The sequence below is a fragment of the Parendozoicomonas callyspongiae genome, from assembly GCF_023502345.1.
Lineage (GTDB): Bacteria > Pseudomonadota > Gammaproteobacteria > Pseudomonadales > Endozoicomonadaceae > Sansalvadorimonas > Sansalvadorimonas callyspongiae.
In genome coordinates this window covers 105,205-120,907 of the sequence record NZ_JAMFLX010000016.1, presented here as the reverse complement: position 1 = coordinate 120,907, position 15,703 = coordinate 105,205, and the positions used below count along the sequence as shown (strand labels likewise).

Annotated in this window: 12 protein-coding genes and 1 riboswitch; of the genes, 3 read left to right on the top strand and 9 right to left on the bottom strand. The window is 50.5% G+C overall.

What is annotated here, in order from left to right; translation table 11 throughout:
- Positions 1-42: 42 nt before the first annotated feature.
- From mvaD to M3P05_RS12810, 6 genes are all read right to left on the bottom strand, one after another.
- Positions 43-1,044: a diphosphomevalonate decarboxylase gene (gene mvaD, locus M3P05_RS12835; RefSeq protein WP_249700096.1), complete on the bottom strand. Its 1,002-nt coding sequence runs from the start codon at positions 1,042-1,044 to the stop codon at positions 43-45.
- Positions 1,025-1,996, bottom strand: coding sequence for a mevalonate kinase (gene mvk, locus M3P05_RS12830; RefSeq protein ID WP_249700095.1), 972 nt, complete (start codon positions 1,994-1,996; stop codon positions 1,025-1,027). The genes mvaD and mvk overlap by 20 nt, the downstream gene beginning before the upstream one ends.
- Complete coding sequence (locus M3P05_RS12825; protein ID WP_249700094.1) at positions 1,977-2,999, bottom strand: mevalonate kinase family protein; 1,023 nt, start codon at positions 2,997-2,999, stop codon at positions 1,977-1,979. The genes mvk and M3P05_RS12825 overlap by 20 nt, the downstream gene beginning before the upstream one ends.
- A gap of 184 nt (positions 3,000-3,183) precedes the next feature.
- A complete protein-coding gene (locus M3P05_RS12820) occupies positions 3,184-4,383 on the bottom strand; it encodes a hydroxymethylglutaryl-CoA synthase (RefSeq protein WP_249700093.1) in 1,200 nt (399 codons plus the stop codon).
- A complete protein-coding gene (fni, locus tag M3P05_RS12815) occupies positions 4,370-5,431 on the bottom strand; it encodes a type 2 isopentenyl-diphosphate Delta-isomerase (protein ID WP_249700092.1) in 1,062 nt (353 codons plus the stop codon). Before fni ends, M3P05_RS12820 begins: the two co-directional genes overlap by 14 nt.
- A gap of 5 nt (positions 5,432-5,436) precedes the next feature.
- Complete coding sequence (locus M3P05_RS12810) at positions 5,437-6,471, bottom strand: hydroxymethylglutaryl-CoA reductase (RefSeq protein ID WP_249700091.1); 1,035 nt, start codon at positions 6,469-6,471, stop codon at positions 5,437-5,439.
- Between the two features lie 183 nt (positions 6,472-6,654).
- Between M3P05_RS12810 and map the strand changes: the two genes are divergently transcribed.
- The gene (map, locus tag M3P05_RS12805; RefSeq protein WP_283777792.1) at positions 6,655-7,482 is read left to right on the top strand and encodes a type I methionyl aminopeptidase; all 828 of its coding nucleotides are present in this window, start codon (positions 6,655-6,657) and stop codon (positions 7,480-7,482) included.
- 51 nt (positions 7,483-7,533) lie between these two features.
- On the opposite strand, the gene M3P05_RS12800 is transcribed toward map, so the two are convergent.
- From M3P05_RS12800 to thiB, 3 genes are read right to left on the bottom strand one after another with little or no spacing between them, the layout of a single operon-like run.
- Positions 7,534-8,151 carry an ATP-binding cassette domain-containing protein gene (locus M3P05_RS12800; RefSeq protein WP_249700089.1) on the bottom strand — a complete coding sequence of 206 codons (618 nt, stop codon included), beginning with the start codon at positions 8,149-8,151 and terminating at the stop codon, positions 7,534-7,536.
- Positions 8,144-9,721 (bottom strand): ABC transporter permease subunit, encoded by a 1,578-nt coding sequence (locus tag M3P05_RS12795; protein ID WP_249700088.1) that lies wholly within the window; start codon positions 9,719-9,721, stop codon positions 8,144-8,146. Before M3P05_RS12795 ends, M3P05_RS12800 begins: the two co-directional genes overlap by 8 nt.
- Before the next feature lie 7 nt (positions 9,722-9,728).
- The gene (thiB, locus tag M3P05_RS12790; protein WP_249700086.1) at positions 9,729-10,709 is read right to left on the bottom strand and encodes a thiamine ABC transporter substrate binding subunit; all 981 of its coding nucleotides are present in this window, start codon (positions 10,707-10,709) and stop codon (positions 9,729-9,731) included.
- A gap of 54 nt (positions 10,710-10,763) precedes the next feature.
- A riboswitch (TPP riboswitch) is annotated at positions 10,764-10,880 on the bottom strand.
- A gap of 162 nt (positions 10,881-11,042) precedes the next feature.
- On the opposite strand from thiB, the gene glnD reads away from it, so the two are divergent.
- Both glnD and M3P05_RS12780 read left to right on the top strand, forming a co-directional pair.
- Complete coding sequence (gene glnD, locus M3P05_RS12785; protein WP_249700084.1) at positions 11,043-13,742, top strand: [protein-PII] uridylyltransferase; 2,700 nt, start codon at positions 11,043-11,045, stop codon at positions 13,740-13,742.
- 148 nt (positions 13,743-13,890) lie between these two features.
- A complete protein-coding gene (locus tag M3P05_RS12780) occupies positions 13,891-15,672 on the top strand; it encodes an RING finger protein (RefSeq protein ID WP_249700083.1) in 1,782 nt (593 codons plus the stop codon).
- Positions 15,673-15,703: the final 31 nt, after the last annotated feature.

Genomic DNA, 15,703 nt, shown 5'->3' with positions numbered 1-15,703 from the left:
CCGAACCATGGTAAAATCCGGGTCAAGAAACACGCCTTTATCTCAGGAAAAAGGCGCTATGACGTCCATACTCTGAAACACACTGCGCATTTCAGGCTCAGAATTTGATTCAAACAATACCTTTACATTCGGCCCCGCATCCATAGTGGCAAAAACCTGAACACCATCCTGCCTGACCTGCCAGACCTTCTGCAAAACCTCAACAGATTCAGGTTGCCAGTAAAGCAGTGGCGGCCATGAAGCCAGCATTGTGGCATGCATAGCCATGGCATTCTGCTCAGCAGTCGAACCCAGAAGAGTGAAATCTCTTACCGTAATGGCATGTTCCAGCCTGCGAATATCACGGTCAGCCTGCTCTGGCCAGCTGTTATAGAGAATGGCGCTATCAACTGTACGCTGCATACCTTCGCGAGAGCCGGTCGGCTTTTCTGACTCAGCCAGAGTCAGCACACCAACCCGTAACTCCGGCCAGATCACATCCAGAGAAGAGGCAAAACTGTCCATCCCATCAGGGCGCACACCCCGGTGCCAATGTGCAAATCCGGAGTAAATCGAACGACTGGCACTACCACTACCCAAGCGCGCAATTATCGATAATTCTTCATTACTCAGGGTCAGCCCATACAGTCCGACCAGAGCCTTGGTCAGCGCAGCAAAACCTGATGCTGAGGATGCCAGCCCGGCCCCCGTTGCCACATCATTACGGGTTTCAACACGAAGCGCGCCAGAACCCAGAGGGCGAAACAGATCAATATGAGCCACAACCTTGCGACAAAATGCCGACTCACCATCAACTGGTTTTCCATTCAGGAAAACTTTATCTTTTTCCGCCCCGGGCAGACGGGTCAGTCGGGTAGTTGTGCCCTTGTTTCCGAGCGATATTGATAAGGAATCATTGACCGGAAGATTGAGAACAGCGTTTCGCTTACCCCAGTATTTGCAAAGGGCAATATTAACTGGCGCATAAGCTTCAAAACTGTCAGCGATATCCGGCTGACGCCCGGCAAGAATTCGGGCAGAAATATCAGTCCGCGTCAGGCTCAAGGTACACTCCACATTTCGCCACTGGTACAGGAATCAGGTCATAGCCAGCCAAATCACCAGCATTTCCAAGAGCAATCACACAATCCCCCAGACCTGAGCCAGAAATTTTCACCCCTTCAGCACCTTGCTGCCGAAGGGTATGAACCATTTCAGAAAGGGTTTTATCACAGATACCCAGCCCTTCCATCAAGCCGTTATACACATTCATGCAACGACCAAGCCGGGTCATATTATGCTCACGAATGGCACCTGTTGCCTGCTGGGTACACTCCCCCATAACCCGGAACAGATGATCATACAGAGAAGGAATAAGAGCACGCTCTTTCGTGACATGGGCAATCACTTCAGGGGTAGGTGTTTTATAACCACTGTAATAAAGCGTCAGTGGCAAATCCTCACCCAGCGGAGTCACACTGCGCGTGGCAGGGCGATAGTGAACAATACCACCATAAAGGCTGGCCACCAGATCGGTTCCCGAGCCGGAACCCTGAACCTCCTGCACCACAGCCAGACACTCATCCAGCATGGTTCTTGGGCGCAAAGGCAAACCAGAGATACTGCGCAGGGCACCTGCCACTGCAACAGTTAGCGCAGCAGATGAACCAAGACCGACCTTATGGGAAAAATCTGAGCTAATAGCCAGATCCAGACCACCCGGCAGGCGGTTCTTCCATTTTTCAAGAAGAGCCAGAGTAAACCGGTGAGTATGATCCTGAGCCAACCTGTCCAGATCGGTCTCCAGGCCACCAAGACTTGATCGAATAACAACTCTGCGGTCATCGCGCAGCGCTGCTTCAACCCGCAGGCGGGTTTCAACAGCACAGGCGATCGCCGCTTCACCGTAAAGAACGGCATGTTCGCCAAACAGCATGGTGCTGCCCGGCGCAGATACAACAACACGTTGAACTGTAGCTCGTCTTGAGATAGAGCTATCAGCAGAGTCTGACGCCATAAGGATCACACTGAAGTCGGGTTACCGGGAAGCCATAATCACCACAAAGATCAGTGATTGGCTCCTCGCTCTGAACTAATAAAAAACCGGCTTTTTCGCCATGGACCGCACCGGCACCACTGATCTTGCCAGCTGCGTTATAGCGGGTACGGAGTTCTTCAACAAACTTCTGAACCGTATTGGGCACAACACCGATATCAACCAGCAACTGATGATTTCGCTTGACGTACTCTTTCAAGGCACCCACATCCCGAGTCAGAAATGACTGTTCAAGACCGGTAATAATATTATGAAATTCATTCCAGATGGCGCTTTTACCAAAGCGTCGGCGCACTTCCGCCACACACTGGCCGGTGCTGACTTCCGGCTCACCGGAGTTAACCAGATACCAGTTCAACTCAGGCAGAGACTGCCCGGTTTCCACCTGGGCATTCTCCATACGCACCAGCCCACCATGCACAGTAACCATTGGATCAATTGTACTGTTGCACCCGTGCTGAAGACGCTCAGTATGACTGGTAAAGCGGAACAGCGCTTCCTTGTCCAGCTGAATACCGTAATAGCCGGCAACAGCTGCCAGGACCGAAGCAACAGTAGCAGCAGAGGACCCCATACCGGAGCGCATGGGAATTTTGGAATGCAGATGAACCTCAAAGCCCCTATCCAGCGGGATGCCGAGCGCACTAAACAGTCCGGCAATGGCATAGAGATACAGATTCCCTGGGCACGTCAACACATCAGAGATATTTTTCTGCCCGAGAAGATAGGCCTGATAAGACTCATCAATCCTGCGGCGCAGGTGCTCAAGCTCGATCAGTGAGCACTCAGCCAGGCGACCTTTCCGACCTTCAAAGTCATCCAGATAAAGATGAACAACCGCATCCTGAACCGGTTTCACTTCACACTGGGCATGAATATTCACTGCAACAGCCAGTGCCGGTGTTCCATACACAACCGCATGCTCACCGGAGATAATTATTTTGCCTGGGGCAATGGCTTTCACGGGCAACCTGCCATGTACTTCGAAGGGCTCCTGCCGCTTGTATTATTTCCTTGTCCAGCCTGACTGTCGTTAACAGTTAGACCGGACAGCCATGAGCTGGAAATGCTCACAACCCATGATAAGGCAGTGAGCATTTCCATGGTAAAAAGCAAAGAATACCTGCGACACTGCGCAGAATCACCCATTAACCGTCAGTTTCTGAGTAGATTCGTTTGTGATCATGGATACCGGCCAGGCGATAGTGGCCAGCCGCCATTTCCGGAAAGTAATGCTCGCCACCATCCTGAGGGCAGGAATGGCCAAACAGTTCCGCATAAGTCTGGTAATCAAGCTCCTGACGCTGCTCCAGCATAGCCAGATGCTGTTCACGACGGGAATGTTCGCGATAGCCATTACAGACCGTCATGGCAAAAAACTCACCAACACAGCCGGAACCGTAGCTGAACAGGCCAATATGCTTGCCTGACAGGTCTTCCTTATCGTTTTCCAGCAAAGATGCCAGACCAATATAAAGGGAGGCACTGTAGCTGTTACCAATCTGGCGGTTGTAAAGTAGACCGGAACCTATCTGTTGCTCCAGCAGCTCCGCATCCATGGATACGCCATTAGTCACAGCCAGCTTACGGTGGGCCTTTTCACCCATCTTGGTAAACGGAAGGTGATAGCAGAACCGGCTGAAGTCACCAAAATCAACGCTGCCTGCATTCTCGCGATAGTGTTTCCAGCTCTGACGCAGAGCCTTGAGATAGACAATTGTGGAGTACTTGCCATCCACCAGCGCCGTATCCATATAGTTGGGGCGCCAGAAGTCCATAACATCTTCGCTGTAGCAGCCGGTTTCCGGATGAACTTCCAGAAGACGGGGACTGTCCTTGACCAGCATTGCAACCGCGCCGCAACCCTGGGTTGCTTCACCGGGAGTGCCCAGGCCATAGCGGGCAATATCCGCAGCGATAACCAGAACCTGATCACCGGGCTTACGTGCCACCAGACCACAGGCCATCTGTATGGCGGCAGTAGCGCTGTAACAGGCCTGCTTCAGTTCAACTATACGACAGTTGCTCCCCAGCCCAAGCAGCCGCTGCACATAGACACCAGCCGCTTTTGACTGATCAATACTGGACTCCGTCGCAAACAGAATCGTAGTGATTCGATCGTGGTTGCCATCATTAATCAGCGGCCTGGCGGCATTGGCAGCCAGCGTTACAATATCTTCATCCGGAGCAGGCACACCCATGCGTTCCTGCCCAAGACCTACCCGGTACTTATCCGGATCTTCTCCGTTGTGATCTGCCAGTGTGCTCAGCGACAGATACAGGCCGGAGGAATAAAAACTGATATCATCAATACCGACAGACATAAACCGATATTCAGGAAAAGTCATCCAGAATTAACCGTTCGTTGCCGTGTAATGCGGCAACATCGGGGGCACCAAGTAAAAACATGGTCGTTACGAACTCCCGCTTGAGAGCTTCGATAACTGTAATCACCCGATCAACGGACTCCATGGCCGGCTTAAGCAGCGGGGCAGCCAGCCCGCAAAGACGGGCGCCGAGTATAACAGACTTGGCCATATCAACACCGTTTCTCAGACCACCACTGGCGATCAGTTCAATACGGTTCTGATAGGGCGCAGCCAGTTTCAGCGCTCTTGGGGTGGGTATTCCCCAGTCCTGGAACAAAATACCCGGATTCATCAGGTCATCAGCCCGATGGTGCTCAATCCGGCTCCAGGATGTTCCACCCTGCCCGGCCACATCAATATATTTGATGCCGCGGGACACAGCAGCAGCAATATCTTCTTGAGAAAAGCCACAGCCAACTTCTTTCAGCAGCAAAGGAACTTCAAGCTGCTGACGAATCTCTTCGATCCGGTCAAGAAGACCACGAAACTCCGTGTCTCCTTCCGGCTGAATAGCTTCCTGCAGAGCATTAAGATGCAAATAGAGTGCATCCGCACCCACCAGCTCAACAGCCTCCCGGCACTGCTCAATGCCAAAACCCTTGTTGAGCTGAACCGCCCCCAGGTTGGCAAACAACAAAGCATCTGGAGCATGCTGACGAATGGCAAAACTTGCCCGGGCAGAAGACTGTTCAAACATAACCCGCTGAGAACCAACCCCCATGGCCACGCCTGTTTCCTGGGCAGCCACAGCCAGGTTGTAATTGATCGTACGCACCAGCGCATGATCACCACCGGTCATGGAAGAAATCAGCAAAGGGAAAGAGAGCTTCTTGCCCATGAACTCGACACTGGGATCAACATCATCAAGATTGATCTCAGGAAAAGCTCTGTGAGTCAGGCGGATACGGTCAAAGTACCGGGCATCCCGATCGGTTTCCCGATCCTGCTCAATCAGCTGGATATGTTCAACCTTACGACTGTTGGTCAGATGACCTTCAGCCTCAGGCGTTGGGGATTCAGCACTCATCTGGTTTAGCGCTCAAACTTCACATGGGCGGCCATGAGCTCGCCGGGGTTGGTCTGGGCTGCCAGCAGGGATAGCTCCCCACAAAGAACAGAAGCGGCACAGATCACAGCCAGTCGACGTGCATTTTCACCAGGTTCCCGCTCTTCACGACAACCCAGAAGCTTGAGATTCTCCTCCACGAAGTCCAGACCTTTACCGTTGCCGACACTTCCGACAATCAGGTTGGGCAGATTCACAGAGAAGTAAAGATCGCCATCACGCACTTCACAGTGCACGATACCCTGCGAACCTTCGACAATATTGGCAGCATCCTGTCCGGTTGCCAGATAAAAAGCCAGAAGCATATTGGCAAAATGGGCATTGGCACTGCGAATACCACCAGCCAGCATGGTACCAAGCAGATTCTTTTTGATGTTCAGATCAACAACAGCTTCAGGTGTTGTTTTCAGGCGACGCTCACACAGAGCGCGGGGAATGGTCAGTTCACAGACCACATTCTTGCCACGACCAAGAATGCCATTAACTGCAGTCGCTTTCTTATCGGTGCAGTAATTGGCAGAAATTGAGGTGTACTTCAGCTCAGGATATTCGCCCAGTAACCAGTCCTGCAGCTTTTCAGCTGCCAGGGTCACCATATTATGACCGGAGGCGTCGCCAGTAGTGAACTCCAGGCGAACATACAGCAGATTACCAATGATCTGATGGTGCAGGTCAATCAAATTAGCAAAGCGACTGCACTCGCGAACCACCATATTCATCTCGTCCTTGCGGGAGGAGAGACTGTGCCAGGCTGCCAGAGCCTTGGTGGCATCAGGCGCCTCCAGCAGGATTGAGCGAGTCATGCGCTCATCAATAACTGTGGCACGAATACCACCAGCCAGGGTGGCAACACGGGCTCCACGCCCAACTGACGGCCAGAGCGGTGTCTCATAGGTTGCCAGCGGTAACATCACGCTGTCATCGACAGTTTCGCCAATGATTCGAACCGGCCCTACCAGACGCATCGGCACCGGAGCCAGGGAAATCTTATGTTGTGACATATCCCGGAAATCATCCCGTCAGGTTCAATCATTCCCGTCCCTCCATAGGGCGGGGAGCGCCATCATATCAGAACCAATTCGGTTTCGCTCCCAATATACTCAATATCCCCCCATATATCCCCTATAGAATGTGGGTGTTAAGCGTACCCCGGCATTTGCTAGAATGGATTACCTGCCCCGATTTTGGGCTATTTCAGGGATTATCATTGCGACATGTCTGTCATTATCAAGACACCGGAACAAATTGAAAAAATGCGCATCGCCGGTCGCCTCGCTGCCGAGGTACTGGAAATGATCGCTCCCCACGTAAAAGAAGGTGTCAGCACTGGGGAACTGGACCGCATCTGTCACGATTACATCGTCAACGAACAGAAAGCCATTCCGGCACCACTCAATTATGGTGCGGCGCCGGGCCGTCCCGGATTCCCGAAGTCCATCTGCACCTCTCTGAACGACGTTGTCTGTCACGGTATTCCCAGTGATAAGAAGGTCCTAAAAAAAGGTGATGCCCTGAATATTGATATCACTGTCATCAAGGATGGCTATCACGGTGATACCAGTCAGATGTTTATTATTGGTGAAGCACCGGAGCATCTTGAGCGCCTCGCCAAGATCACCCGTGAGTGTATGTATCTCGGAATTGAGCAGGTTCGTCCGGGAGCACGGCTGGGGGATATCGGCGCTGCTATCTCAGCTCACGCTCACAAAAACCATTACTCTGTCGTTGAAGAATACTGTGGCCATGGCATTGGCCAGGGTTTCCATGAAGAACCCCAGGTCATGCACTACGGGCTGGCAGGAACAGGCATTGAACTGCAGGAAGGCATGACATTTACCATTGAGCCAATGATTAATGCCGGTAAAAAGCAGACCAAGCTGAAAGGTGATGGCTGGACCGCTGTCACAAAAGATCGCCGCCCATCTGCACAGTGGGAGCACACAATTCTGGTGACAAAAGACGGCCATGAAATCCTGACCCTGCGTAAAGGCGAAACTTCGCCGCTGGCTTAACTAAGCCGTACAGCCATGGTTTGCGCAGCACCCAGTGCGCAAACCATGCCATTAGCTCTGTTTTAGCATCAGAACACTATCTGCCACCTGTTCCACATCTTCCGACTGATGGGTCACCATCAGAACTGTTTTCTTATATTTTTTGGCAACTTTTCGCACCCATCCTGTAGCAAGCAGGCGGGTCTGCGGATCCAGCTCTGCAAATGGCTCATCAAGCAAAACCAAAGGCTCTGGACGCAACATGGTGCGAATAATAGCGATGCGCTGTCTCTGACCACCGGATAAAGCCCCCGGCATTTTCTGTAACTGGTCACTGACCTGCAGTTCATGGGCGGCATCGGTGATCTGATCAAGCAGATCGCTGTTTACCGGCCTCTCTCCAAAACCCAGGGTCATGTTTGTCATGACAGAAAGGTGTTCAAACAAATTATTTTGCTGAAACAGGTAACTGACCGGCCGCTTATCGATTGACAGACCATTCAAGGTCTGCCCCTCCCAAAGAATCTGCCCGCTTATGCTGTTCACGAATCCTGCAACAGCAGACAGCAAGGTTGATTTACCAACACCACTCAATCCCTGGATGGCCAGAACATGTCCAGTCTTGAGTTTGAAGTCATACTTCAGGGTCTTTCCGTCCCGTTCAATTTCCAGCTTTCTGACTTCAAACATTTTTCTGTTCCATCTGGGCTTTTTCAAAACCCCATAAAATCAAACTACAAATACCCAGCAGCAACAGAGATGCAATACTGGCCTCGGCAATTCGGTAGCTGCCCGCATAACCATAAATCAGCCAGGGCAGTGTCTGCCATGACTGGTTACCAAAGATGGAAAAGATCGCCACATCGCCAATAGCAAGAACAAACAGCAGGGCAAAGGTGGTCAGGAATACCGGCCTGACAAAGGGCCACTGAATTTTCCAAAGTGCAAATCCGCTCACCTTTAATGAACGACACAAGTCGTAGTACTGGGCATCAAACTGCAGCAGCCGCGGTTTCAGCTTCTGGATCGCAAAAGGAATCACAACAAATGTATTCAGCAGAGCCACAACCGGCATACCCCAACGATCAATATCTATATGCTGAAGCAAGAAGATAAACAGACCCACCGAGACCACCATGGCCGGTGCCACAAGCCCGTGGGAAGCAATCCACTCTACAACCAGCTGCTGTCGCGTTGCTCCTCGCCGATTCAGTTCCCTGGCCGGGTTTAACATCACCCAGGCCATGACTACACCCAGAGTTGCCGAGAACAGCCCCAAACCCAGACTGGTGACTGTAGGAACAAGCAGCTCTGCCAGCTTCAGAGATTGATCGGTGTCCGTCACACCGACAAGAAGTGCCACCATAGGAAGAACAAGGCAAACCCAGGCAACCAGATAAGTCAGCTGCATCATTCTGCCCCGGTACCCTTTGGCGTTAGGGGTCCACAGCCGTGAAGCTGTATCCACCGACAACCAGTTGGCTTTCCCCAGCCGGGACACCAGCATAAAGAAACCGCCAGCGATAAGGAGCTGAGCCCAGGCAAGCATCAAGGCTTCCGGAATATTGAAGTCATATTTCAGCGCCTGGTAAATTGCCACCTCAAGAGTGGTCGACTGCGGCCCGCCCCCCAGCGCCAGAACAATGGCAAAGCTGTTAAAGCACAACACGAAAATAAAACCGAACAGTGTCAGGGCCTGCCCGGACAGACTGGACCACTCAACAATACGAAATCTCTGCCAGGGAGTGAGTTTCAGCTGTGACGCCAGCTGCCAGCTGCTATCAGGAATCGCATTCAGCTGCTGATAAAAAATCCGGATAGCAAAAGGCATATTCAGATAAGTATGGGCCAGCAGGATTCCTCCCAATCCATAAATATCCCAGCCTTCCCCAAGTAACAGTTCAAAAGCTGGTGTGACCAGCCCATTGCCGCCCAATAGCGCCACCAGCCCGGTAATCAGCACCAGAGTCGGCATCACGAAACAAAGCAGGCAAAGACTGAGAAAAGCCTTTACTCCAGGAAGATTCGGCTGGTAGTAAATTGCTCTGGCAACAGGCCAGGCCAGCAACACTGAAAACAGCGCGCTCAAAAAAGCCTGTTGGATGGAGAAAGAAAGAATGCTATAGAAATAGCTGTCACTGAACAGCTGCCAGTCCGGCCCCTGATCAGAAAAACCGATCAGCCCGTAAAAAGACAGCAGTGTAACCAGGCTGACACCAAGCAAAGCCAGCCAGCCTGAGAATCGAACAATCAATTGCATGTAGATTTTACTTGGCAGCTGCTCGACGCCATTCCTTCAACCACTGCTTGCGGTTATCCGCCACCTCCACTGATGTGAAACCAATACGCTCAGGCTGAATCAGAGTTCCAAATGCAGCAGGCAGTTCGACATTTTCAATGACCGGAGACATCCAGTTTGTGACTGGAAGAATCTTTTGCGCTTCAGGGGAAACCATAAAGTTCAGGAACTTCTGAGCCAGTTTCTTGTTCTTGCTGTGAGTGGTGATTGCGGCCACTTCAATCTGGGCAACATGACCTTCAGCAAATTTGGCGGCTTTATAGTTTTCCTTATCTTCAGAAACCATATGATAGGCGGGAGAAGTGTTATAACTCAGCACATAATCGGAACCACCTTCCAGAAACATGCTGTAAGCTTCCCACCAGCCTTTGGTCACGGTAACTGTATGCTCGGCCAGTTTTTTCCAGGCTTCAGGAGACTGATCACCATAAATGCGTTTCACCCACAGCATTAAACCCTGACCGGGAGTACTTGTCCGGGGATCCTGGTAGATCACTGAAGCACTGGAGTTAATCAACTCTTTCAGGGACCTGGCTGGTTTCTTGATCTTGTCACTGTCGTAGATGAAGGAGAAATATCCATAATCAATGGGAACAAACTCAGTATCTTTCCACTTCAGCTCCGGCTTCAAACCCTTCAGAGCCAGCCCATGGGGCTGAACCAGATTTTCCCGGCGCACAACTTCCATCAGTGCATCATCAATACCAACAATAACATCAGCCTTGGTGTTGGAACGTTCGATACGCAGGCGGTTGGCAATACTGACGCCATCTTCCTGGGCAATAAATTCAATATCGCAGTTGCACTGTTTCTCAAAGGATTTTTCCAGCTGTGGCCCTGGGCCCCAGTCGGAAACAAATGAATCGTAGGTATAGACAGTCAGATCAGCAGCCTGGGCATTCAGACTTAATAGAGGAGTCAGCAGCAGGGCAGATAACAGCTTTTTCATTAAAGGATTTCTCCAGCCAGTTACAGGACTGCCAGTACATCAGCTTGGAAAAACCCGAATAATCGGCTCATTCCCTACGCCAGCATGAACTGGATCAGGTTCAACGGGTCAACTCTCAGCCCGGTTTCCGGAAAACTCACGGAAATCATTCGGACACCCCGATAAGCGGGCTGGATCATATCATAGGGATTTCATGCACACTATTGACGATCCTTAGATATTGATAACCAGTTACGTGCACAAAAACAACATATCCACCTCTGCAATTGCTTACTCAACCCAATTGAGTGACACTCCCAGCAACCGGACAACGCAAGATTTACTCACGAAAGAATGACCAGCCAACTCAACGAACAACAAAAAGCACAACTGTTTAATCGCAGTCAGTTCAGGGCAGAGCTGACGATTACCTCCAAGCCTTTCCTTGCTTACAGAAAGTGCCTGGAACAGGCTGAAAGACTGATGGAGCACTGGTTTGATGAAGGAGTGTCAATACAATCCCTTGTCACAGGACGGGCCTGGTTGATTGACCAGGTGCTGACACTGGCCTGGAAACACCTTGCCAGCCACAACTGTGGTGATATCGCTCTGCTGGCGGTTGGGGGCTATGGCCGTGGTGAACTTCACCCCCATTCAGATATCGATATCCTGATTCTTCTGAAGGATGAAGACCCCGAACCCCACCGGGAATGTATCGAAAGCTTTCTTACCCTGCTCTGGGATATCAATCTGAAAGTTGGCTCCAGTGTTCGCTCGATCAGCGAATGTGCCGACAAAGGCCGGGAGGATCTGACCATTTTCACAACACTGGTCGAGTCACGATTACTCTCCGGCCCGGAAGAGATGCCTGTCGCCCTGCAGGAGGCCATATCCCAGGACAATATGTGGCCCAGCAAAGAATACCTGCAGGCCAAGTTCTATGAGCAGCAAGCACGGCACCGTAAATTCAACCAGACCGAGTATGATCTGGAACCCAACCTGAAAAGCTCACCGGGCGGACTTCGCGACCTGCATATGATCGGCTGGATATCCCGGCGTCATTATGGGACTGACCGCCCCAGTGAATTGGTGCGCATCGGCTTTTTGAATGACCGTGAGTTCCATATGATGGTGCGGGCGCGGGATTTTATGTGGCAGGTACGCTGGGCCCTGCACCAGCTTGCAGGCCGACCGGAAGACCGTCTGCTGTTTGATTATCAGCGCCAGCTGGCCAAGCAGTTCGGTTACAAGGATATAGAAGGCGGAGCCCTGGCGGTTGAACAGTTTATGCAGAAGTACTTTCGGGCCGTCATGATCCAGGGGGTGCTTAACGATCTTCTGCTGCAAAACTTTGATGATAATATTCTCGATGATGGCAAGGATCACGCCATTATCCCGCTGAACGAGCATTTCCAGGTTCGTAACGAATATATCGAAACCACGGCAATCGACACCTTCACCCGCCACCCATCAGCCATGATGGAACTGTTTGTGCTGATGTCGCGCAACCCGTTTATTCTCGGCCCAACGGCAGAAACCATTCGTGCCCTGCGGGATGCACGACACCTGATAGATGAAAACTTCCGCAAGGACAAAGAGAATCACAAACTGTTCCTGCAGTTGATGACAGCTCCCTACGCGTTAACAGCCAGCCTTCGACGTATGGTGCGCTACGGAATTCTTGGCCGGTATCTGCCGGAGTTTGGTCATATTATTGGACAGATGCAGCATGATCTGTTCCATAACTATACCGTTGATGCCCATACCCTGCTGCTGATCAAATTCCTGCGGCGTTTTAATTATCGCGACAGTGAAGAACTGTTCCCCGTTGCCTGCCGGGCCAAACAACGTATTCCCAAGCCGGAACTGCTCTATATTGCTGGTCTCTATCACGATATCGGCAAAGGACGTGGCGGTGATCACTCTATTCTTGGCGCAGAAGATGCCCAGGAATTCTGCCAGCAACACGGGATGTCTGCCGCCGACACTTCACTTGTGGAGTGGCTGGTGCGCCATCATCTCACCATGTCTGTTACGGCACAGCGTCAGGACCTGTCCGACCCGGAGACCATTAATAACTTTGCCCGCCTGGTAGGTGATTCGAGGCGACTGGATTACCTTTACTGCCTGACTGTGGCCGATATCAATGCCACCAACCCCAAACTCTGGAACAGCTGGCGTGCCAGCCTGTTGCGGGAGCTGTTCAGGGAAACCCGCCGCGCCCTTCATCGCGGGCTGGAAAACCCTATCGACAAACAGGAGCGAATAGACGACACCCAAAGCTTTGCCCGCAGCACACTTATTGGCCAGGGAATTCCAGAACAGGATATCGACAATCTCTGGTCAGAACTCGGAGACGAGTACTTCCTGCGGCACAATGCCAGGGAGGTGGCCTGGCAGACCGAGGGCATTCTGAAAAACCAGCGAAGAAGCCCTCTTGTTTTAGTGCAGGAAACCACCGAGCGGCGCTATGAAGGCGGAACAGCGGTATTTATTTACAGCCAGGATGCATCCCACCTGTTTGCTGCCTGTACTATCGCTTTGGGACAGCTTCACCTGACTATTCATGATGCCCGCATTATTACAACTTCCAGCGGTTTTGCACTTGATACATTTATTGTACTGGATGCCGGAACCGGTAAACCTCTGGGGAACGACACTGTCCGGATAGAACGTATCTGCAGGCATATTGAAATCATGCTGAACCAGAAGAGCCTGCCAGCTCCGAGTTTTGCCGGGGGCCGTGTCTCCCGCCAGCTCAAGCACTTTGCAGCACGTCCCGAAGTTATCCTCAGTAATGACCCGGTCAACAAGAGAACAGTGGTGGAGGTTAATGCCACCGACCGTCCGGGCCTGCTCGGCCATATGGGTCATGTCTTTATGGAACAGGATATCCAGATCCAGAAGGCAAAAATCACCACCCTGGGTGAAAAGGTTGAGGATGTGTTCTTTATCACCGACAGCTCGGGTAATCCCATCAGTGATCCCGACAGAGTCAAACAGTTACGAAAGGTTCTGGGTGAACGATTAAAAGCGGTAATTGGCCAAAACTAATCTAGCAAAAGATGGAGCCAGGCTAACAATCAAGTTAGCCAATCACCACATTACTCGCAGCTTACTATGCTGCAAGCTGGAACCTGATAAAGGAACACAGGTCGAACACAAGACACCAGTTATTCGATTTGATATCAAGGACGGTATAATGATCTCTGCTCCTGAGCATTTAAAACCCACAGGTACTGATCTCACAGACAAGGGAAAGGCCAACACTGAACCACACTCACCACTTGTCTGGGATCTTAGAACCATCCAAGCCCTGGGCGAAACTTCTTTGGAAAAAATGCCAGCCAAACCAGCTTCATCAACTCCTGAATGGGTACAAAGAACCTGTATTGTCATTGAAAACACCCTGAATTCAAATCCAACCCAACAACAATTGCTCGATACCTACCATATCGCCAGCACAACGGCTCTGAAGGAAGGAAATATAATCGTTGAAAGAGGGGCTAATGAAACATTCAAAAAGATAAAGCTGGATTTTCGTCTGGTACGGCTTATGAAAAAATTGATTGCCAAGTCTATTGAACTCCGCTTCCGTAATTATCTGGCTTTAAAATCAAAAGAAGATGTAGACAAGTGGTTTAAGGAGTATTATTCAGATCCTGATATGCAATCTTTAAGAACAAATAAAGAACTCGATAGGTGGGCGAGGTTAGGTGCATATGTTCACGCTGTGAGACATGAGGTTTTAATCGATAACAAGGATGCTGCAGAATTCCTCCCCTCGATTCTCAATCCTACGTATAATTTTCTCCTCTGGGCTGGCTCTCACAGCCGTTTTTACCGCCCTCGCGTGTTTGCCCATAAACTTACTGATGAGCAGGCTGATAGAGTAGAACTTTATGCTGCATTGACCAACTCCCATGACTTGACCGAGACGAATGCAGCACCAGATTGCATGGACATTTCCGACAACGGGCTTGGTGTCATTTTGCCACAAAATGGTAAATACACAGGAACCTTTGACGAAGCCCTATGGAAACCAGGTGCATCAGGTAAAAGGACATTGTTACTAATGGACAGCCAAAACCGTATACCTTCAGGTTTTTCTGAGAGCTTTCGCTTGTGCCTGCCACCAAATGGTAACTATAGCGGTTTACTGGCACTCCTGTTTCCAGCATCGCAGGAACTTTGGCTGATCCCTGAAAAGAAAGATAACAGGACGCCCTCCTGGTTGGACATCGTCAAAATGAACCAGGCTTTACATAGCGATAAGGCTGTTAATATTTTGTATATTTGTACAGAACAAACCCATCATAAAAATTTAGAGGAATTAAGAAACTGTTTTCACCAAATCACTCAATTTTCAATTGCCACTCCGTTTCGCCATCTGACGCAATCGAAAGAGTGTGAACCTGAAAATGGTCTGTGGACTCTTCAAGATTTTTCCTTGATGGAGAAATATCTTGATACGTTCCCTGCTGGTCGCTTCGGTTTGCAATTTGACAGTTTTCAGCAAACTTTTTGGCTTCAGTTCAGAGCTGACAAACCCGACATCAGCAATAATCCAAACCTTTACCTCCAAGCACCATTTTCGTGGCAATCGGAGTCTGGCCTTTTCCCAGATTCTGACCTGCAACGACGTGCAACAGGCCTTGTCTTAGAACTCTATAACACTTTCATCTGCCTCGTCACCCTCAAAAAGATAGATGAAATTGATGATCCATGCTTTGATGAGACTGGAAACGTTTTCGAACGCTCAGCTCTTGAAGCCTGTCTAAAAGAAAAATCGGTCAACCCTGCTACCCAAACAAGCATGACTGAGAGGGACATTCTGAAAATGCCAAAATTACTTCCAGTGCTGCAAAAACTACAAGAAATCAGCCGCCTCTACCAACTGGATCGATATTCCCTGCACCCAAGAAGTCCTTCGCCAGCACCTGAATTGCCTGAGTCAAAAAGAAATAAAATATCACTATCCTGATTTTTTAAAGAAATAACAGATAAGCACAACT